Origin of the sequence: Pseudoalteromonas apostichopi (genome assembly GCF_030297135.1) — a bacterium.
Taxonomy (GTDB): Bacteria; Pseudomonadota; Gammaproteobacteria; order Enterobacterales; family Alteromonadaceae; genus Pseudoalteromonas; species Pseudoalteromonas apostichopi.
On sequence record NZ_AP028065.1, the window covers coordinates 2,585,100 to 2,603,703 of the forward strand.

General features: G+C 40.0%; 18 protein-coding genes. 10 read left to right on the top strand and 8 right to left on the bottom strand.

The window, feature by feature from the left end:
- Positions 1–19 precede the first annotated feature (19 nt).
- The 3 genes from QUE86_RS11645 to QUE86_RS11655 form a co-directional block, all read right to left on the bottom strand.
- Entirely contained in the window at positions 20–1,702 is a 1,683-nt protein-coding gene (locus QUE86_RS11645; protein WP_130049522.1) for a chloride channel protein, read from the bottom strand.
- Between the two features lie 98 nt (positions 1,703–1,800).
- Positions 1,801–3,006, bottom strand: coding sequence for a type 2 periplasmic-binding domain-containing protein (locus QUE86_RS11650; protein WP_168989991.1), 1,206 nt, complete (start codon positions 3,004–3,006; stop codon positions 1,801–1,803).
- A gap of 193 nt (positions 3,007–3,199) precedes the next feature.
- The gene (locus QUE86_RS11655) at positions 3,200–5,575 is read right to left on the bottom strand and encodes a diguanylate cyclase domain-containing protein (RefSeq protein ID WP_286257350.1); all 2,376 of its coding nucleotides are present in this window, start codon (positions 5,573–5,575) and stop codon (positions 3,200–3,202) included.
- Positions 5,576–5,752: 177 nt separating this feature from the next.
- On the opposite strand from QUE86_RS11655, the gene erpA reads away from it, so the two are divergent.
- Complete coding sequence (gene erpA, locus QUE86_RS11660) at positions 5,753–6,091, top strand: iron-sulfur cluster insertion protein ErpA (RefSeq protein WP_036966451.1); 339 nt, start codon at positions 5,753–5,755, stop codon at positions 6,089–6,091.
- Positions 6,092–6,732: 641 nt separating this feature from the next.
- Here the strand turns inward: erpA and QUE86_RS11665 are convergent.
- On the bottom strand, positions 6,733–6,906 hold the full coding sequence (locus QUE86_RS11665; protein WP_178926669.1) for a hypothetical protein: 174 nt from the start codon (positions 6,904–6,906) through the stop codon (positions 6,733–6,735).
- A gap of 311 nt (positions 6,907–7,217) precedes the next feature.
- On the opposite strand from QUE86_RS11665, the gene QUE86_RS11670 reads away from it, so the two are divergent.
- Positions 7,218–7,457, top strand: coding sequence for a helix-turn-helix domain-containing protein (locus tag QUE86_RS11670; protein ID WP_054562310.1), 240 nt, complete (start codon positions 7,218–7,220; stop codon positions 7,455–7,457).
- 116 nt (positions 7,458–7,573) lie between these two features.
- Here QUE86_RS11670 and QUE86_RS11675 read toward each other — a convergent pair whose 3' ends face one another.
- The 4 genes from QUE86_RS11675 to QUE86_RS11690 are packed head-to-tail and all read right to left on the bottom strand — an operon-like array spanning position 7,574 to position 11,309.
- Entirely contained in the window at positions 7,574–8,953 is a 1,380-nt protein-coding gene (locus QUE86_RS11675; RefSeq protein ID WP_130052191.1) for an AmpG family muropeptide MFS transporter, read from the bottom strand.
- 37 nt (positions 8,954–8,990) lie between these two features.
- On the bottom strand, positions 8,991–9,608 hold the full coding sequence (locus tag QUE86_RS11680) for a peptidylprolyl isomerase (RefSeq protein ID WP_130052190.1): 618 nt from the start codon (positions 9,606–9,608) through the stop codon (positions 8,991–8,993).
- A 2-nt stretch (positions 9,609–9,610) separates the two neighbouring features.
- Positions 9,611–10,162 carry a YajG family lipoprotein gene (locus QUE86_RS11685; protein WP_130052189.1) on the bottom strand — a complete coding sequence of 184 codons (552 nt, stop codon included), beginning with the start codon at positions 10,160–10,162 and terminating at the stop codon, positions 9,611–9,613.
- Positions 10,163–10,175: 13 nt separating this feature from the next.
- Positions 10,176–11,309 (bottom strand): methyltransferase, encoded by a 1,134-nt coding sequence (locus QUE86_RS11690; protein WP_286260377.1) that lies wholly within the window; start codon positions 11,307–11,309, stop codon positions 10,176–10,178.
- A gap of 41 nt (positions 11,310–11,350) precedes the next feature.
- On the opposite strand from QUE86_RS11690, the gene QUE86_RS11695 reads away from it, so the two are divergent.
- The 8 genes from QUE86_RS11695 (at position 11,351) to nqrE (ending at position 18,590) form a co-directional block, all read left to right on the top strand.
- Positions 11,351–11,938 carry an alpha-ketoglutarate-dependent dioxygenase AlkB family protein gene (locus QUE86_RS11695; protein ID WP_167659142.1) on the top strand — a complete coding sequence of 196 codons (588 nt, stop codon included), beginning with the start codon at positions 11,351–11,353 and terminating at the stop codon, positions 11,936–11,938.
- Between the two features lie 73 nt (positions 11,939–12,011).
- Entirely contained in the window at positions 12,012–12,323 is a 312-nt protein-coding gene (locus QUE86_RS11700) for a BolA family protein (protein WP_130052187.1), read from the top strand.
- A gap of 179 nt (positions 12,324–12,502) precedes the next feature.
- Entirely contained in the window at positions 12,503–13,696 is a 1,194-nt protein-coding gene (fabV, locus tag QUE86_RS11705; RefSeq protein ID WP_130052186.1) for an enoyl-ACP reductase FabV, read from the top strand.
- Positions 13,697–14,043: 347 nt separating this feature from the next.
- Positions 14,044–15,387 (top strand): Na(+)-translocating NADH-quinone reductase subunit A, encoded by a 1,344-nt coding sequence (locus tag QUE86_RS11710; protein WP_130052185.1) that lies wholly within the window; start codon positions 14,044–14,046, stop codon positions 15,385–15,387.
- A gap of 4 nt (positions 15,388–15,391) precedes the next feature.
- Positions 15,392–16,594, top strand: coding sequence for an NADH:ubiquinone reductase (Na(+)-transporting) subunit B (locus tag QUE86_RS11715; protein ID WP_130052184.1), 1,203 nt, complete (start codon positions 15,392–15,394; stop codon positions 16,592–16,594).
- A complete protein-coding gene (locus QUE86_RS11720; RefSeq protein WP_054562304.1) occupies positions 16,587–17,339 on the top strand; it encodes a Na(+)-translocating NADH-quinone reductase subunit C in 753 nt (250 codons plus the stop codon). Before QUE86_RS11715 ends, QUE86_RS11720 begins: the two co-directional genes overlap by 8 nt.
- Positions 17,339–17,971: an NADH:ubiquinone reductase (Na(+)-transporting) subunit D gene (locus QUE86_RS11725; RefSeq protein ID WP_054554281.1), complete on the top strand. Its 633-nt coding sequence runs from the start codon at positions 17,339–17,341 to the stop codon at positions 17,969–17,971. Before QUE86_RS11720 ends, QUE86_RS11725 begins: the two co-directional genes overlap by 1 nt.
- A gap of 10 nt (positions 17,972–17,981) precedes the next feature.
- On the top strand, positions 17,982–18,590 hold the full coding sequence (nqrE, locus tag QUE86_RS11730) for an NADH:ubiquinone reductase (Na(+)-transporting) subunit E (protein ID WP_016708692.1): 609 nt from the start codon (positions 17,982–17,984) through the stop codon (positions 18,588–18,590).
- Positions 18,591–18,604 lie beyond the last annotated feature (14 nt).

Below are 18,604 nucleotides of genomic sequence, written 5' to 3' on the forward strand. Positions count from 1 at the left end.
TAAGCATCCATTTTAATTGTTATAACAAGCTGTTACGTATGGTAAGGATATGTCTGATTTGGTCCCAACGCAAAAGTCCCATAATTTGTTGGTTATCAAGCAGGTTGTAAATATACACTGCACCGCTGCGCTTATCTTTTAGTAAGTCAAAGGCATCGGCTAAAGTGGCTTGGCTACTTAAGCCCGCAAGGCTAACATATTTGATATTACTTTCTTGGTCAGACATCAAACTTAAATCATACTCTGCGAGGCGGTAGCCATTTTCTTCATCATGAACAATAAGAGGGGTTTGGCTATCAAGGGCATCCAGCGACTCTTTGATTTGTTGTTTGTCGTCACTGTAGAGTAGCTTGAATTGTTCATCCATTTCATCCATCACCCCGACTTTTTGCAATGCTTCGGTGGCTGGTGATATTTGATATTCAAGCCCTTGGAAATCGAGTTGTTGCATAAAAATAGAGCGGTTACCAAAAAACTGCAGTGCAGTGACATAGGCCGTTGAGATCACAATCATCGCAGGCACAATAATCTCAGGACTTGAAGTTAACTCCATAACCGTGGTTAAAGCTGCAAGTGGTGCGTGTAATGTCGCGGCCAATAACCCTGCCATGCCAAGCATGCTATAGGTACCTGTGATATCAACGCCTGGGCTAATAAACTGTGCAAAAAAGGCCATTAAGGTGCCCATCAAAACTCCTAGCCCAATAACAGGGCCGATGATTCCGCCGGGGATACCTAAACCAATAGCAAACAAGGTGGCGAGTAATTTGGCAATCAAGATGGTTGTTAAAAACTGCACATCGTCAGGTGATTCAATAGCAATAGTAATAGCACTCATACCAGAGCCCATTGCATGAGGGACCATATAAGCAATCAAGCCCGCGATAAATCCTGCCAGTAATAGGCGAGGAAACATGCTAAGTGGTTTAAATGTGCGAATTATGAGCATTAAGTTTTGGTTAAACGCATAAGCAACAGCGCCAAGTGCCATACCAAAAATGATTAAAAATGGATAATGCCAACCACTCAACGGGTTCATGGTGATAAGCGCAAGCTCTGAAGCATCACCGAAGACAAATTGAGTTGCTAATGCCCCTGTAACCGCTGCAAGCATGATGGGCACGAAAATATGCACTTTATATTCCCTGAGCACCACCTCCATTACAAATATGACGGCTGCTAGTGGTGTATTAAACGATGCGGCAATACCAGCCGCGACACCACAACCCGTAAGAGTGCGCATTGCATTATGGGGAAGGTGTAACTTGTCGGCGAGTAAACTCGCACCTGTTGCGCCCATATGTACTGATGGACCTTCTCGACCAACTGAAAAACCACTAATTAGAGCTAGTGCACCACCGACAAATTGGTTGACCGTGTTATAGAGCGGCATATGACCATAATGTTTTTTAATGCGGTGTATTACGAATGGGATGCCAAGGCGATAATGCTTAAAGCCTGTTAAGGCGGCAAATAAGGCAATTAATAAGGCTGCACCAACAGGCATTATCACCCGTTCGTAAGTTGGTAAAGTGGTAAAATCGTCGGGCTTATCTAAAAATAAGCTTTGAAAAAACATGATGGTGAGGCGAAAAAGTATGATCAACACTGCCGCAATTAACCCTGCACTTACACCAAGTAAGCACAATTGCACAGATGTTTTAGGCTTTGCTAGGCGACGTCTTAGTCTCTCAAGCCACATGCATATTTCCTCACAGCACTTTTGAGCTGCAGTTTAGCAAATCAAATTCACTAAGTCGTTGGGATTTTATAATTTATCCGCATTTTGGGTAAATTTAGCTAATCTGTGCTGTTGTTAATTTGCTTCGTTAATTCAGGTAAGCGAGCGGTAATTGCTTTAGATAATTCATCTACAAGCGGTGCGTGTTTTTTATGAATAACTGTGTTTATAGCCAATTGTCTTAAGATAACCACAGAGAAGTCATTTTGAAAAGTGTTGATATCGCTATTCAGTGCAGGGTAGAGCGCATAATCTAGACGGCCTTTTTTTAACATTTTAAGGGTATGGCTTAAGTCTTCGTTATTAATAATTTCTGCCTTAATATCAAACTCGCTGAGAATTTCGGTATCACCAATAGAGCTCATAATTCGATTATTTGGTTTAGCTAAAATATCCCGGTCACATGGCCTTGATTTTCGACACAAAAGTACCAAGTTTATAATGCCAAGACTTGGCTCAACGACAATCACGTTGTCGAACTTTTTTAGGTTGCTTTTTGAACGCACAATATCACCGTCAACCACGCCTGCGTTCAATAGCAATACGCCTCTTCTAGCCGGGGTTGCTTGCATCTGAACCTTGATATTTAAATCACTATAAACATCAGCCATTATTTCTTTAAAAGGAGTGATGCGAGGTATATCTATATAGGTTAACAACAATTTTTTTGGCCGAGAGTAGTTTGTTGCTAAAGAACTAGTGCCAGCAAATAAATCATTGAGTAAAGTGATTTTAGCCTGATTTTCCGCATTATCTCTCATACCAATCACTAACGGGAAGTCTGGAAACTGAGTCACTATTTTTGGCTCTGGGAAGTTCTGCTGCCTTGCAAAGTAATTAAGAACTTTTGGCGCACTAATCGCAAAATTAATTTGCTTAGTTTGCATTAAGTGAAACAACTCTTCATCGTTTGTTGTTTTTACTATGCTGTCTTCATAGGATTTGATTACTTTTTTGATAACATCAGGGTAGGTGTAGGGCCCAACAACTCCTACTTTATTTTCACTAAAAAGCTGTTCAATATTTTCAAAATCCTGTGGGTTTGACTGGGTAGTAATAACCGCTATTTGGGAGTTTAAGATAGTTGGTGAGGCAATAAAACCAGGCATTATTTCTGAAGGCCAAGCAGGATAATAACCAAGGTAGCCTGTTAACTCGGCTTTTTTTATAGCATCCTGCCAAGGTAAGTATTCAACCTCAAGACTTATAGATTGTTTAGCAAGCGAGCTTCTTAAAAAAGCGATGGCATCTCCGCCATTTTCCATTTCACTGCTAGCATATGGAGGGAATTCTAGTGAGGTTATTTTCCAAGTTTCTTGTAACCTTGTACTAGCCGCTGAAGATGAGCTGAAAACAAGTATAATAAGAGCATAAAAACAAGTGCGCATGGTAAAAAGTTTTTATTAATTGTTTAATAAGTATACGTCTAAATTAGATTTATTATCAGTATTTATTTGCTTATTTACAGCTCATAACATTACAGCTAAAGCAGTGATGCTTTTGGTTATACATGCGTTTGTCGGCCATGCTTAGCAATTCATCAAATGATTGAGCATCGTCGGGGTATAGTGCAAAACCAACACTCGCTTCAACTTGCAAATCACCAAACTCAGATTTTATAGGCGCTTTAATTGCACATATCAAGCGTGATAGCGCACGGTTTATTTGTGCTTGGCTCTCTATGTCGGTAACAATAACCACAAACTCATCTCCACCAATGCGTGCAACGCAATCGGTCTTGCTAGCTGTATCTTGTAAGCGTTTGGCAACCTCTACCAAAACTTTATCCCCCATAGCATGGCCATGGCTATCGTTAATCGGCTTAAACTTATCAAGATCAAAGTACAAGCAACCTACTTTAGAGCCTGTCTTTTCAACCCGAGCAAATTCTTGTTTGATGAAACGCTCAAGCGCATTTCGGTTCGCTAAACCAGTAAGATGGTCTGTTTGTGCCAGCTGTCGTATTTTTTTCTCTGCCATAACTCGTTTCGTAATATCGAAATTAACGCCAATCATACGGTTGCCGTATATTCTGCCATCAGCATTGATATAGCGGGTTTTGCCAGAAGGCAGAACTATTTGAAACTCTGCGTGGAACTCTTCGCCATTTAAGATCGCGAGTTTTAGCTTGTTGGTCACGTCTTCATATTCATCTGGATGCAGGCTATTTGCCCAAGCTGAATAGTCCCCTTTAAATTCTGATTTTGGGATCTCGAATAAGGTATGCATCCAGTCATCCCAAATCAGTTCGTTAGTATCAAAGTTCCATTCCCATATGCCAATATGTGCGGCATCAGCTGCCATAGACATACGCTGGTGTAAGCTTTCAAGCTCGCTTTTAGCTTGTTTTAATTCAGTCACATCTTCAGATACATCCAGTAAATATTGTGCTTTACCGTTGCTGTCTTTTATTGCGAGTTTACGGGTTTTTAGGTAGTGAGTATTGCCATTGATAGTGATTGGATTTTCATCGATAGTAAGGGTGTCATCTCCTTTTAATACATCGCGATCGGTTTGCACGAAGCTGACTGCTTGTTCATTACTAAAAATATCAAAGTCATTTAAGCCGATTAGTTGATTTTTACTTTTACCAAGTAGTTGCTCACCGGCCTTATTTACATGGCTAAATGTTAAATGCCCAGCTTCTTTCACAAACAACATAATTGGCAAATTATCGAAAATAGTTTGCGTAAAGGCTTCTTGATTTCGAATATCAGAGAGATCTTTTATGGTTGCAACATAAGGTCCGGACTCTTTTTTACCAATTGAACTGATTGCTAAAGTTATAGGAAACCGCTTTTTGTTCGCTCGTTGTCCTTTTAAAAGTCGGCTGGTCCCTTTACCTGCACTTTTTTTGCTAAGCTGTGAGTCTCGTAAAATTTCATCAAGTTCTATAGAATTTTCCGGTATGAGAGTGCGAATATGTTTACCAATTAAGTCGTGTGGTTGGTAACCAAAAATGTGGATAACAGCAGGGTTGGCAAATTCAATTCTCCCTTCATTATTAAAGCTAATAACCGCATCTTTTACCGTACTAAGCACAGCTTTTAATTTTGCCGATAACAAGCTCCTTGCTCTGAGCTCAACAACACCCAGTACAAGCAGGCTTAATGCTGCAAGAATAAAAATAATAAGTTGAGCTAACGTTGAGTAGTCATGGTTCGTAACATAAGTGGTATATTCAGTTTCAAAAACCGACATCGATATCATGCCGATGTAATGCATCCCCGAGATTGCACTGCCCATTATCAAGGCAACGACCAGATTCATTCGTGTTTTATGAACGCCTTTGGCAAGTCGAAAATCATTAATCTTTAGTGCGATACCTGATAAAACAATAGCTACGAGAATAGACAAAGAGAACAGCCAAGGTTCATAGGCCATTTTTGCAGGTATAACCATCGCCATCATACCAACAAAATGCATACAACCGATTCCTGCACCCATTAAAATACTTCTGAAAAATAATCCTTTATCCGTTTGTAAGGCAGGGGATAGTACGATGTAACTGGCAAATACACTTGGTAAAATTGAGACCAAGGTGATGCTAATATTGTATTCAATAGGGATGGGTAAGTTATATGCAAGCATACCAACAAAGTGCATTCCCCAAATCCCTATTCCTAAAAAGCAAGAAGCCATGATGGTCCAGACCTGACTTTCATTTTTTAGATAAGAGTGCTTGATACGGGCAGATAATAAAAAAGAAATATAGGAAGCGAATATGGCTATGAGGATTGAAGCAGAAACGAGTAGTAAATCGTAGTCTGCCGGAATGACCTGTGCACTGTTTAAGTGATCAGTTATAAAGTGAAGCTTGAAGTGCTCTATCACAATTACCTTTCCTCAGTGCAAAATATCGCCAGCTAAAATGTAGTACAAATTAACTTTAGTCCAATACAAATAGGTTAGCCAATTGTCCCGCTAAATTGAGTTGCCCCATGTGGATACTTGATTAAAACACTCGGGTATTAGATAATTGCAACCATTATTGGTTTTGAGGGTTTTGGTATGTCAGATGAGTTGCCAATCAAGTTCAGCGATGCAGCGGCTGTTCGTGTTAAACAGTTAATCGAAGAAGAAGAGAATCCAGATCTTAAACTGCGTGTTTACGTCACGGGCGGTGGTTGCTCAGGATTTCAATATGGTTTTACTTTTGATGAAAAAGCTAACCCTGGCGATTTAGAAATTGTAAAAAATGGTGTGACACTAGTTGTTGATCCCATGAGTATTCAATATCTGGTTGATGGTACTGTTGATTACACTGAAGGGCTTGAAGGTGCACGCTTTTTTGTGAATAACCCGAATGCAACAACTACCTGTGGTTGCGGAGCCAGCTTCAGCGTTTAATTAGGTATTTATGAAAGCCACTTGATGTGGCTTTTTTATTGCTTTAACTTCTCATAAAACCCCGTCTCAGCTAAATATTACGTATTATTAGCAGGATTTTTTGCGTAGCCACGCTTACAGACATAGTTAGAGCAGCAAGGGCTCATTCCTCGTGTGACAAGTAAAGTGTGTGGTGAAACGCAAGAGCGAGATGTGTAAGAAGCCTTTATTGAGCATGCATTTGTGTCTGCGCTGTTCGTGATGGGTATCATATTGTGAAGGCAATTTAACAGCTTTTATCAGGCGTTTTTGATTTTAAGTGCCATGCTATTTTCAACTGTGGTTTGTTCTTAATTTAATTGTATTAAAGCAACCTTTTGGTATCGTGATAAATAACAATATAGTATTGATTAATACTCATAATGTTTAACACAACCTAGGTCTAGCAACAAAAGAGGCGATTTAGCGAACCGGTGCCCAGCGTTTGCATCCGGTACTGTTAACTACCTTTTTGTGATTACTGCCGATGGTGAGTGCATTGGCAACGGTTGTTGCCAGTGAGTTAACATTTGTCACAGAGTACTTTCGCCATTTTGTTGATGCTCAGAGATCGTCATTAGTTATCGGTAAATTCGTTACTGTTTAATTAAAAATGAGTGACCCTAGTGTTGGGTCACTTTAATCATCAGTAAAAAGAAGCCTAAAACTAACGCAGATGCGATTAAAATATATACAAATCCTTTCTTGCCTTGCTTAATTGGTACGCCATTTTGTTTTAAAAACAGGTACCAGACCGCACACAGTACAATTGGCAACAAAAATAATATACGAAACATTTCCTAGCCTTTTTCAGTATTTACATACACTTTAAGCATAAATATGCAGAATTTAAAGCGATACTTTCATCTTGTTACGCTTCCAATTGATCAATTTTTTGGTACAGTTAACCAGTTAACTATAGAGCACTTGCTTTTATTTTAGCTACACTTTGACTTGTGTACAAAAACGGTTCATACCTAAAAGGTAGACATTTGTATCATTAATTACTCAAAGTGAAAGTTATTAGTATATAATGTATCCAAGAGTGAGACGGGCAAATTTCGCTCTTAAATTATTAACTTGAATCATCTAGTAGGAGATGTATTTTATGATGGGTAAAACTGTTTCTTCTGAAGAAAACTCGAAATTAACGAAATGGCTTAAAACTAAACGTCACGAAAAAGGTCACACAATGCGTAGCCTTGCTCAGGTTTTAGGTACACCACATTCTTTCATTGGTAAAATTGAAAACCAAGAACGTCGTTTAGATGTTATTGAATTCATGCGTTATTGTGATGCTCTAGAAGTTGACCCATATGAAGGTCTTAACTTGCTAAAAGACGCTTAATTATTCATTACTAAAAGCGAAACGCCGCTTTTAAAGTAATATAAATAGTGCAAGGAAGCACTGTTTAATCCCCTCCCTTGCACTTTTTCAAATTAATCACATTCGTATAAAATATGTTAATTACTTTGATGATAGTTGTTTTCTAACGCATAAAGCTTATGGCGAATTAAGAATAAAAATACGAGTGATGGGATCACCATTAGTGCTGTTAGTACAAAGAACATCGCCCAATTACCCGCTAACCAGTCGTCAATAACCACGCCGCTATAGCTTGAAAGCAAGGTTCTTCCTAAATTACCTAATGAAGCAAGTAACGCATAGTGAGTGGCACTAAAAGCTCTGTCGCAAAGCATAGATATGAATGCCACCATGGCAACCAGAGACCAAGCTTGGGTAAAACCATCAACGATAATAGCAAACGCGTATAGGCTTAGTTTAGGACCAGCAATTGCAATCCAAGCAAAGGCAAGATTTGAGGCTGCCATCGCAATACCACTAATAAATAAGCCTTTAACAATGCCATAGCGTTGATTGAATAAGCTACCTAAAAAGGTAAAGGCGATGGTGAGAATAGCAGTGCCAACTTTAGAGAAGGTTGCAATATCGCTATTTGAAAAGCCCACTTCTTTATAAAACACGATAGACATTCGACCCAAAAAGGCTTCACCGATTTTAAATAAGAAGATAAAGGCCAATAATGCCAATGCTGTTTTTACGCCATTACGGGCGAAGAAGGTTCTAAACGGATCAAAAACGGTTACAGCAAGCCAGGCAACGATTTTAGCAAAGCGAGTTTGTGTACTGCCAGCAAGCTTTTGTTGATATGTTTGTTCAAGCTCAGCTTGAACTGCTTCGCGATTTGATTCTGGCTCTTTTGCCCACAATACGCTGCTCATCAATAGCAACATCACTCCAGACAAGAAAAAATAGACTTGTGGCCAATCAATCGAAGGAATGTCAGCCATATAAAATGGCAGGGCGCCTAATAAGGCATAGCCGCTCCACCATCCTGAAGTGGCCATTGCTGCAGCTGCGGTGGTTTTATGGCTCTCATTTTCGGCCAAAGTATCAATACGAAACGCATCAATAGCAATATCTTGAGTCGCTGAGGCAATCGCAATAACAAAACACAATGCGGCTGCGAACCAGAGGTTGGTTTTGATATCGAGCCCTGCAAGCGAAAAGGTACCAATAAAAATGACCGACTGACAGAGTAAAATCCAGCTGCGTCGCTGGCCTAGCCAATTATATAAAAAAGGTAACTTTATACGGTCAACGAGCGGTGACCATAAAAAGTTAATGCTATACGCACCAAACACGATGCCGAATAAACCAATCATGCTACGGCTCAGGCCTTCATCTTTTAACCAAGCCGACATGACAGAGCCAATCAATACCCAAGGAAAGCCGCTACTAATACCAAAAATAAAAATATTGATTAAACGTTTATCTTTGAAGTACGAGAAATACTCTGAAATAGAAAGGGTTTTTGTCATAGTGTTGCCAGTTTTAAGGGGCTTGCGCCCCTATTTATTATTGATTAGCGTCTAGCACTTTTACGTTTAAGATAACAACCGGTGTTTTTGGTACAAAGCTGTAACCAATTTTTTCGTTGAATGCAGTTTCGACACGCATGATTTTATCTAATGTGTCATAGCCATCCATTACCATACCAAATACAGCAAAACCCCAATCACGGCCTGGGTTAAGGTGATCGTTATCGTCCATGTTGAAGAAAAACTGACGCGTACCTGAGTGTGGTTTTCGGTCTTGGTATGCCATAGCGATACTATACATATCATTTTTTAAACCGTTGCCGCTTTCATTAAAAATAGGGTCGTTTTCGTGCAGACCATCGTAATCTTTATCGTAACCACCGCCTTGAATAACAAAATCACGTTCGTTGTCTTCATCACGCTCAACACGGTGAAATACACTCCCCTGATAACTGCCATCTGCAACGTAAGTTAAAAAATTATTTACTGTAATTGGCGCTCTTGAGCGATCCATTTCGACCACAATACTGCCAAGCGTGGTGACAATTTCAACGCGTGGAAACATGTTGTCTTTTTGAATAAATTTACCCTCAGTCGCTGCGAATGAACTGTGAGCAAACAACAATACAAAACTAAGTAAAAAAATACGCTTCATAGTTAACCTTCTAAGTAGGCGATTAATTCTGGGTCAGATACAATGCGGGTAATTATTTGTTCAGTCAACTTATTAAGCTGACCTTCTATTTTTGCGCGATCATGTCTGAGCGGCCCTTCAAGAGTCGCATTACCTTGGTAAATTTTATTGAAAGTGCTCGCATTTTTGACCACTCGTACCCCAAATTCTATTGTTGCATTGCTGCTATGGGACATCATTTTTTCTGTAACAACCGCTTGTAGCTTGTGAATATCTAATTCAAAACGCGTTGTTGATAAGTTTGAAATGTTTGCACCATTTCGGCTTAAAGCACTGTCTAAAGTGCTTTTTACAGAATCAGTAATTCCTGGGCTTGCAAGAGTTTTAATCTTGTCAGATTCAATTATTTTTAGGGTTACGTTGTCGCCACGTAAGTCAATCACGCTAGTACTAACATTGGCACTAATATTTGAAATTTTCCCGCCTTGATATACTGGGTTAAAAATTAATTGATTAGGCTGGTTGCTACACGCAGTAAGTGCGGCTAACAAACATAAAGGAAGTAATTTTTTCATGAAGTAAGCTCCATTAATTATTTTTTGTAGCACTCAGTACTACAAACTTCTTGTTTGACCCAAGTAACTTACAATTGCCGAACATGCGTTTTAATTTTTCATGGTAGTCAAGGTGACGATTACCAATTATTCTTAATTCACCGCCTTGTTTTAATGTTTGTTTTGCCTGTTTAAACATTTGCCAAGCAATGTGATCCGTGACGGCTTGTGCTTGGTGGAATGGTGGGTTACATAATACAAGGTCAGTACTATTCGGCTTAAAATCGGTTAAACAGTCGTTTTGGACAAATTCACACTGCGCTAATTGCTCTGGTAAATTGTGAGTGACGTTTAATTTAGCTGATTCAACGGCCATATACGACTCATCTACGAACGTTATATGGGCGTTAGGGCAACGATTTAAGGTCATCAAGCCAACAACACCGTTACCACAGCCTAAATCAATGATACTGCGTGTTTTGCTTGTTTGCGGTAAATAGTTAAAGAAAAAACGCGCGCCAATATCTAATGAATCTCGTGAAAAAACATTTGCATGGTTTTGTATTTCAAATTCACTACCTTCTAGAGGCCAGTTAACAGGGTAGGGAGCTACTTTATTAAGACCACTGGTTTTACTGATGACTAAACGAGATTTTTTTACCGCTAAACTCGTCGATGTTTCACCAATATACTGGCTAAAGGCTTTGATGGTTGAATTATGGATATCTTTCGTTTTACCAGCAGCAATAACATCGATGTCACTAGGCAAAGCTGCACTAATTGCAGCAAGTTGATGCTGAAGATAGCCTAAATTGCGTGGCACTTTTAAAATCACTAAATCAACCTGATTAGGTAACGCTGCTAATGAGTTCAATTGTGTTAAAGATTCTGTTGATAGCTCATTGGCTTGTAAATTATAACGAGTAGCTTGGTGGGCAATATACGAGTCGTTAACTGAATGAACTGTTAATGTATTTAAAGCACAGGCTAATGCGCCAAAGCTGTCATTGAGTATTAGGATTGAATTTGCATGTGGATAGTGCTCTTGTACATAATTGACAAGGTACTCATCGCCTGAGTCCCACGCTTGAAGACTGCGATTTTTTTGATCTAACGGAAAGCGTTCTAGGGTATAGGTGTTATCACCGAGCTGTGCTTGGGTGGTCATCATGATTTTACGAAAGTATTAATGTATAGGTAAATTCTAACATGCAACAGCCAAACGCCAACCCTAATCATTTGCCTGAGGGGTTTTATTATCAAGCTAATGCATTAAGTGCACAAAAAAGCCTCGAGTTATTTTACTATCTACAGCAGCACCTAAATTGGCAGCAACCAACGATAAAGGTATATGGAAAAAGCCATGTGATCCCGCGTTTGCAATGCTTTATTGCTGATCCGAATGTTAACTATGGCTATTCAGGGTCACAGCTAATTGTTGAACCGTGGCCAGAGGTGCTTGATGCTATGCGTGCGCGTTTATCTAAAGCAATGCATATTCCATTTAATGCATTATTGGTAAATTTATACCGTGATGGGCAAGATTGTATGGGCTGGCATAGTGATGATGAGAAAGAACTTGGTGAGCAACCAACAATCGCTTCTGTATCACTAGGGGCCGAACGGATATTTAAAATAAAACATAAACACAATAATGAACAACATAGTGTTGTGCTGCAAAGTGGTAGTTGTTTAATTATGAATGGATTTAGCCAGCGAGATTACCAACATAGTTTACCAAAGCAGCAAAAACTTAAACACCCTCGAATTAACCTTACCTTTCGTTCAATCGTATAAAATCATTGGCAAAATGAGTCATGCCCTTGATATAGTAGCTAACAATTATTTTGCTATTAAAGGTCCATGACACATGTCAATGCAACAACAAATTGAGGAAAAGCTCGCGGCAGGTATCGAATGTAAACACCTAAATGTTGTCAACGAAAGTCATATGCATAGCCGTGGAACCGAATCGCACTTTAAAGTGGTTGTTGTGAGTGAAGAGTTTGCTGGTAAACGTTTGCTTGCCCGTCATCGTCAAATAAATGAGCTATTAAAAGATGAATTAGCAAACCATATTCATGCATTAGCAATTCACACTTTTACTCCAGAAGAGTTCAGTGAACAACATGGACAGGCACCTGAGTCACCGAAATGCTTAGGTGGCTCAAAGTTCGATTAAATTAGCAGGACAGTCACCTAAAATTAGATGGACAGTCACTGTAAGTAGCTTGTTACTTGGGTATTTTAAGCTCGAAAGATTTAAGTGGGTCTGAAAAGTTTTTACTGATCAGACCTGTATTTTAACTATTAGCCTTTAAACTAGCGCTAATTTTTATTGTGATAGATATAGGATGATCAATGGTCATTAAGCCGAAAATTCGTGGATTTATCTGCACTAACGCGCATCCAGTAGGGTGTGCTGAGCACGTACAAGAACAAATTAATTATGTGAAAGCGCAAGGACCACTAAGCAATGCACCTAAAAATGTATTAGTGATTGGTGCGTCTACAGGTTACGGCCTAGCATCACGTATCACAGCTGCATTTGGTGGCGGTGCTAAAACGCTAGGTATTTTCTTTGAAAAAGAAGGTAGCGAACGCAAAACAGGTTCTGCAGGTTGGTACAACACTGCGGCATTCCAAGCAGCTGCTGAAGAAGCCGGTTTATGGTCTAAGAATATCAATGGTGATGCGTTTTCTAACGAAATTAAGCAAAAAGCAATTGATACAATCAAAGCTGATTTAGGTAAAATTGATTTAGTTATCTACAGCCTTGCGTCACCTCGTCGTACTGATCCAAATACAGGTGAAACTTACTCATCAACACTTAAGCCAATCGGCTCTGATATCACAACGAAGAACTTAAATACTTCAAAGCGCGTGATTGATGAAGTAACCGTTGAAGCGGCAAGCCAAGAAGACATCGACAATACAATTAAAGTAATGGGCGGTGAAGATTGGGAAATGTGGATTGACGCGCTTAAAGAAGCAGATGTTCTTGCTGATAATTTTAAAACAACAGCTTACACTTATATCGGTAAAGAGTTAACATGGCCAATTTACGGTCATGCGACAATTGGTAAAGCGAAAGAAGATCTTGACCGTGCAACACAAGCAATCAAAGAGTCTACAAAAGACTTAAATGGCGAAGCGTATGTTTCTTCATTAAATGCGGTTGTGACACAAGCAAGCTCAGCAATTCCAATTATGCCTTTATATATCTCTGCTTTATTCAAAGTAATGAAAGCAGACGGCACATACGAAGGTACCATTGAGCAAATTCATTCGCTATTTACTGAGAACCTTTACGGTGAAACGCCACGTTTTGACGAAGGTGGTCATTTATTCCAAAACTACAAAGAGTTAGAAGATGATGTTCAAGCTCGTGTACAACATGTTTGGGATACAGTAGATACAGATACAATCGACGAATTAACGGATTACGTGGGTTACCACAATGAGTTTTTACGTTTATTCGGTTTTGGTATCGACAGTGTAGATTACGAGCAAGATGTGAATCCTGATGTTGCGATTTCACAACTAATCGATTAATTGCTAAACAAACTGATTTTGAAAAGTCGCTTTTTTAAGCGACTTTTTTGTTTCTGGGTGAAAATAAAACACCATCAATAGCACTTTGGTCTATATTGAATTTTATTCAAATGGTTTTTGTAGTCTAAATAACCGTATCTGTCGTATAAATTTCATATTTGCTCTCGCATAGTCACCCTGATTGATGTTAAAATTCGGGCAATATATGTGAGGAGTTTACTGCGTTGCTTGTTTGGGGTGTTAAACAGGCTATTCTTTGATATTTAGAGTTTAACTTGAGCATATCAAATGGCGACGTGGTTGGTACGATTTTTCAGTTTCTTTCCGTTAATGTAATGCAAGTGCGTATGATCAACATAAAAAAAGGTCTGGATTTACCGATAGAGGGCGCACCTCAGCAAGTTATTCATGATGGTTCTGCCGTCAAACGTGTAGCTGTGCTAGGTGAAGAATATATTGGTATGCGTCCAACCATGCATGTTCGCGTGGATGACCAAGTCAAAAAAGGCCAGGTACTTTTTGAAGACAAAAAGAACCCAGGCGTCTTATTTACTGCACCAGCTTCTGGGGTAGTAAAAGAAATTAATCGTGGTGCAAAACGTGTGCTGCAATCTGTTGTTATTGAAGTTAATGGCAGTGAGCAAATCACCTTTGACTCTTTCAAGGCCGACGAGCTTTCGAGCTTAGACCGTGAAAAAGTTAAAGAAGTACTAGTTCAGTCAGGTCAATGGACAGCACTTCGTGCTCGCCCATTTAGCAGAGTAGCTGCTTTGGATGCAAATCCTAGCTCTATCTTTGTTACGGCTATCGACACTAACCCGCTAGCTGCAGATCCTGCAGTAATCATTGCTGAGAATACTCAAGCATTTGAAGCTGGTTTAGCTGTGGTATCTCGTTTAACTGACGGTAAAGTATTTGTTTGTAAACAAGCTGGTAGCCAAGTGCCTAGTTCATCAATCCCTCAAGTAGAAGTACATGAGTTTGGTGGCAAGCATCCGGCTGGTCTTGTTGGTACACACATTCATAACTTAGACCCAGTTTCTGCAAGCAAGCAGGTTTGGCACTTAGGTTACCAAGACGTAATTGCGTTTGGTAATTTATTCCTAACAGGTGAAATTTTCACAGACCGTGTAGTTTCTCTTGCAGGTCCTCGTGTTAAAAACCCACGCTTAGTGAAAACTCAGTTAGGTGCATCTTTAGATGATTTAGTTGCTGGCGAATTAGAAGACGGTGATAACCGTGTAATTTCTGGTTCTGTATTATCTGGCGCTATTTCTCAAGGTCCACACGCGTTCTTAGGTCGTTACCATGTTCAAGTATCTGTATTACTTGAAGGCCGCGAAAAAGAGCTGTTCGGTTGGATTGCACCAGGTGCTAACAAGTTCTCAGTAACACGTACCTTCTTATCTCACCTTGCTCCTAGCCGTCTATTTAACATGACGACTTCAACAGGTGGTTCGAAGCGTGCCATGGTTCCAATTGGTAGCTATGAGCGTGTTATGCCTTTAGACATCCTACCTACACTATTATTACGTGATCTAATCGCACGTGATCTTGATGGTGCAATTTCGTTAGGTGCGCTAGAGCTTGATGAAGAAGATTTAGCATTATGTACCTTCGTTTGTCCAGGTAAATACGAGTACGGTTCAATCCTACGCGATTGCTTGACTACGATCGAGAAGGAAGGCTAGAGAGATGGGTTTAAAGAAATTTCTAGAAGATATTGAGCCGCATTTTGAACCGGGTGGTAAACACGAAAAATGGTATGCGCTTTACGAAGCAGCTGCGACTATTTTCTACACGCCAGGTTACGTAAATAAAGGCAAAACACACGTTCGTGATAACATCGACCTAAAACGTATGATGATTTTAGTGTGGATGGCGACGTTCCCTGCAATGTTTTTTGGTATGTTCAACATCGGCCATCAGGCTGCAGGTGCTTTAGCGCAAGGTTTTGAACTAGCAAACACATGGCAAGTTGGTCTGTTCCAATTATTCGGTGGTGAATTAACTGCTGACTCTGGTTGGGGCGCGAAAATGTTTTACGGTGCCTGCTTCTTCCTACCTATCTACGCAGTAACGTTTGCTGTAGGTGGTTTCTGGGAAGTACTATTTGCTTCAGTGCGTAAGCACGAAGTAAATGAAGGTTTCTTCGTAACATCTGTACTGTTCGCACTAATCCTGCCTGCAACGATTCCTTTATGGCAAGTTGCACTAGGTATTACGTTTGGTGTTGTAATCGCTAAAGAAATCTTTGGTGGTACAGGTCGTAACTTCCTTAACCCTGCTCTTGCCGGTCGTGCGTTCTTATTCTTCGCATACCCAGCGCAAATTTCAGGTGACACAGTATGGACAGCCGTAGATTCATTCTCTGGTGCGACTATGCTAGGTCAAGCAGTGGTTGGTTCACTTGATTACAGCAACATGGAACTATGGTGGAATGCGTTCTACGGTTTCATTCAAGGTTCTGTAGGTGAAACGTCAACACTAGCACTATTAATCGGTGGTTTATTCCTAATTTATGTGCGTATCGCTTCTTGGCGTATCGTTCTAGGTGTATTCCTAGGTATGGTTGCAACGGCATTCTTACTAAATACAGTTGGTTCTGAAACTAACGCAGTATTTGCTATGCCTTGGCACTGGCACTTAGTTCTTGGTGGTTTTGCATTTGGTATGTTCTTCATGGCAACAGACCCAGTATCTGCATCATTCACAGACAAAGGTAAGTTCGCTTACGGTGCGTTAATCGGCTTTATGGTTGTAATGATCCGTGTTGTTAACCCGGCATTCCCTGAAGGTATGATGCTAGCAATCTTATTTGCTAACTTATTTGCACCATTATTCGATCACTTTGTAGTGCAAGCTAATATCAAGCGGAGGTTGGCACGTAATGTCTAGTAATAACGAATCAATCGGCAAAACGCTAACCGTTGTTGTTGCACTATGTTTAGTGTGTGCAATCATCGTATCGTTTGCTTCAGTTCAGCTTCGTCCTTTACAGCAAGCTAACAAAACACAAGATATTCAACGTAATATCTTAGCGGCTGCAGGCATTGAAGTATCAGGTACTGTGTCAGATACCTTTAACTCAAAAATTGAAGCTCGTGTTGTAGACATGAACACAGGTGAGTTTGTTGAAGGTGCTGATCCTAACTCATTTGACTTCGAGAAAACAAAATTCGACCAAGCTCGTAGCTTTGCGTTGAAAGCAGAAGGAATTAAAGACATCGCTGGTATTCAGCGTATGACAAAAAATTCACCTGTTTATATTTCGAAGAAACCTGATGGTTCTACAGATGCAATCATTCTACCAATCCAAGGTTATGGCCTTTGGGGTGTAATGTACGGCTTCTTAGCGCTTGAAAGCGATGGTGAAACAGTTAAAAACATCAACTTCTTCAAGCACAACGAAACGCCTGGTCTAGGTGGTGAAATCCAAAATCCACAATGGACTGCTAAATGGCAAGGTAAAGAGTTACCAATCAATATCATGAAGAGCGGTGCAAAGAATGAACATCAAATCGATGGTCTTTCTGGTGCAACATTAACTTCAAACGGTGTTGATCACACAGTTGACTTCTGGACTGGCGAGCATGGCTTTGGTCCATTCCTTGCGAAAGTACGTGAAGGAGCGTTGAAATAATGGCTGATACTAAAGAAATGAAGTCGGTCCTATTTGGCCCGGTATTCGCAAATAACCCGATCGCATTACAAGTACTAGGTATTTGTTCTGCGCTAGCGGTAACATCAAGCTTAAAAAATGCACTAATCATGTCAATCGCATTGACACTAGTAACAGCGTTTTCTAGCTTGTTTATTTCGTCAATTCGTAATCACATCCCATCATCTGTACGTATCATCGTGCAAATGACGATCATCGCATCACTTGTAATCGTTGTTGACCAAGTACTGCAAGCGTTCTCTTATGCAACAGCTAAAGAGCTTTCAGTATTCGTTGGTCTAATCATTACAAACTGTATCGTAATGGGTCGTGCTGAAGCATACGCAATGAAGTCACCACCGTTAATGTCTTTCCTAGACGGTATCGGTAACGGTTTAGGCTACTCAGTAGTACTATTAACTGTTGGTTTCATCCGTGAGTTATTCGGTAAAGGTTCACTATTCGGTGTTGATATTATTCCACTTGTACAAAATGGTGGCTGGTATCAACCAATGGGTCTATTGATTTTACCACCGAGTGCATTCTTCATTATTGGTTTATTCATCTGGGTACTTCGTACCTTTAAGAAAGACCAAGTAGAAGCAAAAGCGTAAGGGGCGAGCAGTGGAACATTATATTAGTTTATTTGTAAAAGCGGTTTTCATTGAAAACTTAGCTTTAGCCTTCTTCCTAGGTATGTGTACTTTCCTTGCTGTATCGAAGAAAGTAACAACATCAATCGGCCTAGGTGTGGCAGTTATCGTGGTACTAGGTATCTCAGTACCTGTAAATAACTTGGTTTATCATGCTGTTCTTGCACCAGGTGCATTAGAGTGGCTTGGCTACCCAGAGGCAGACCTTAGCTTCTTACGTTTCTTGACTTTCATCGGTGTTATTGCAGCACTTGTACAAATTCTTGAAATGGCATTAGATAAGTTCTTCCCTGCACTTTATAACGCGTTAGGTATCTTCCTACCATTGATCACAGTTAACTGTGCGATCTTCGGTGCGGTATCTTTCATGGTTGAGCGTAACTATAACTTCGGCGAGTCTGTCGTTTATGGTATCGGTTCAGGTGTGGGCTGGGCACTAGCAATTACTTTACTTGCTGGTATCCGTGAAAAAATGAAGTACTCAGACGTTCCTGATGGCTTACGTGGTTTAGGTATTACTTTCATCACTGTTGGTCTGATGGGTCTTGGCTTTATGTCATTCTCTGGTATTTCACTTTAATAGGTAGCGAGGAT

Excerpts from the sequence above, each read along its gene's own strand:
- QUE86_RS11645 (WP_130049522.1), bottom strand. The coding sequence starts at position 1,702 with ATGTGGCTTGAGAGACTAAGACGTCGCCTAGCAAAGCCTAAAACATCT.
- QUE86_RS11650 (WP_168989991.1), bottom strand. The coding sequence starts at position 3,006 with ATGGAAAATGGCGGAGATGCCATCGCTTTTTTAAGAAGCTCGCTTGCT.
- erpA (WP_036966451.1), top strand. The coding sequence starts at position 5,753 with ATGTCAGATGAGTTGCCAATCAAGTTCAGCGATGCAGCGGCTGTTCGT.
- QUE86_RS11665 (WP_178926669.1), bottom strand. The coding sequence starts at position 6,906 with ATGTTTCGTATATTATTTTTGTTGCCAATTGTACTGTGTGCGGTCTGG.
- QUE86_RS11670 (WP_054562310.1), top strand. The coding sequence starts at position 7,218 with ATGATGGGTAAAACTGTTTCTTCTGAAGAAAACTCGAAATTAACGAAA.
- QUE86_RS11675 (WP_130052191.1), bottom strand. The coding sequence starts at position 8,953 with ATGACAAAAACCCTTTCTATTTCAGAGTATTTCTCGTACTTCAAAGAT.
- QUE86_RS11680 (WP_130052190.1), bottom strand. The coding sequence starts at position 9,608 with ATGAAGCGTATTTTTTTACTTAGTTTTGTATTGTTGTTTGCTCACAGT.
- QUE86_RS11685 (WP_130052189.1), bottom strand. The coding sequence starts at position 10,162 with ATGAAAAAATTACTTCCTTTATGTTTGTTAGCCGCACTTACTGCGTGT.
- QUE86_RS11690 (WP_286260377.1), bottom strand. The coding sequence starts at position 11,309 with ATGACCACCCAAGCACAGCTCGGTGATAACACCTATACCCTAGAACGC.
- QUE86_RS11695 (WP_167659142.1), top strand. The coding sequence starts at position 11,351 with ATGCAACAGCCAAACGCCAACCCTAATCATTTGCCTGAGGGGTTTTAT.
- QUE86_RS11700 (WP_130052187.1), top strand. The coding sequence starts at position 12,012 with ATGTCAATGCAACAACAAATTGAGGAAAAGCTCGCGGCAGGTATCGAA.
- fabV (WP_130052186.1), top strand. The coding sequence starts at position 12,503 with ATGGTCATTAAGCCGAAAATTCGTGGATTTATCTGCACTAACGCGCAT.
- QUE86_RS11710 (WP_130052185.1), top strand. The coding sequence starts at position 14,044 with ATGATCAACATAAAAAAAGGTCTGGATTTACCGATAGAGGGCGCACCT.
- QUE86_RS11715 (WP_130052184.1), top strand. The coding sequence starts at position 15,392 with ATGGGTTTAAAGAAATTTCTAGAAGATATTGAGCCGCATTTTGAACCG.
- QUE86_RS11720 (WP_054562304.1), top strand. The coding sequence starts at position 16,587 with ATGTCTAGTAATAACGAATCAATCGGCAAAACGCTAACCGTTGTTGTT.
- QUE86_RS11725 (WP_054554281.1), top strand. The coding sequence starts at position 17,339 with ATGGCTGATACTAAAGAAATGAAGTCGGTCCTATTTGGCCCGGTATTC.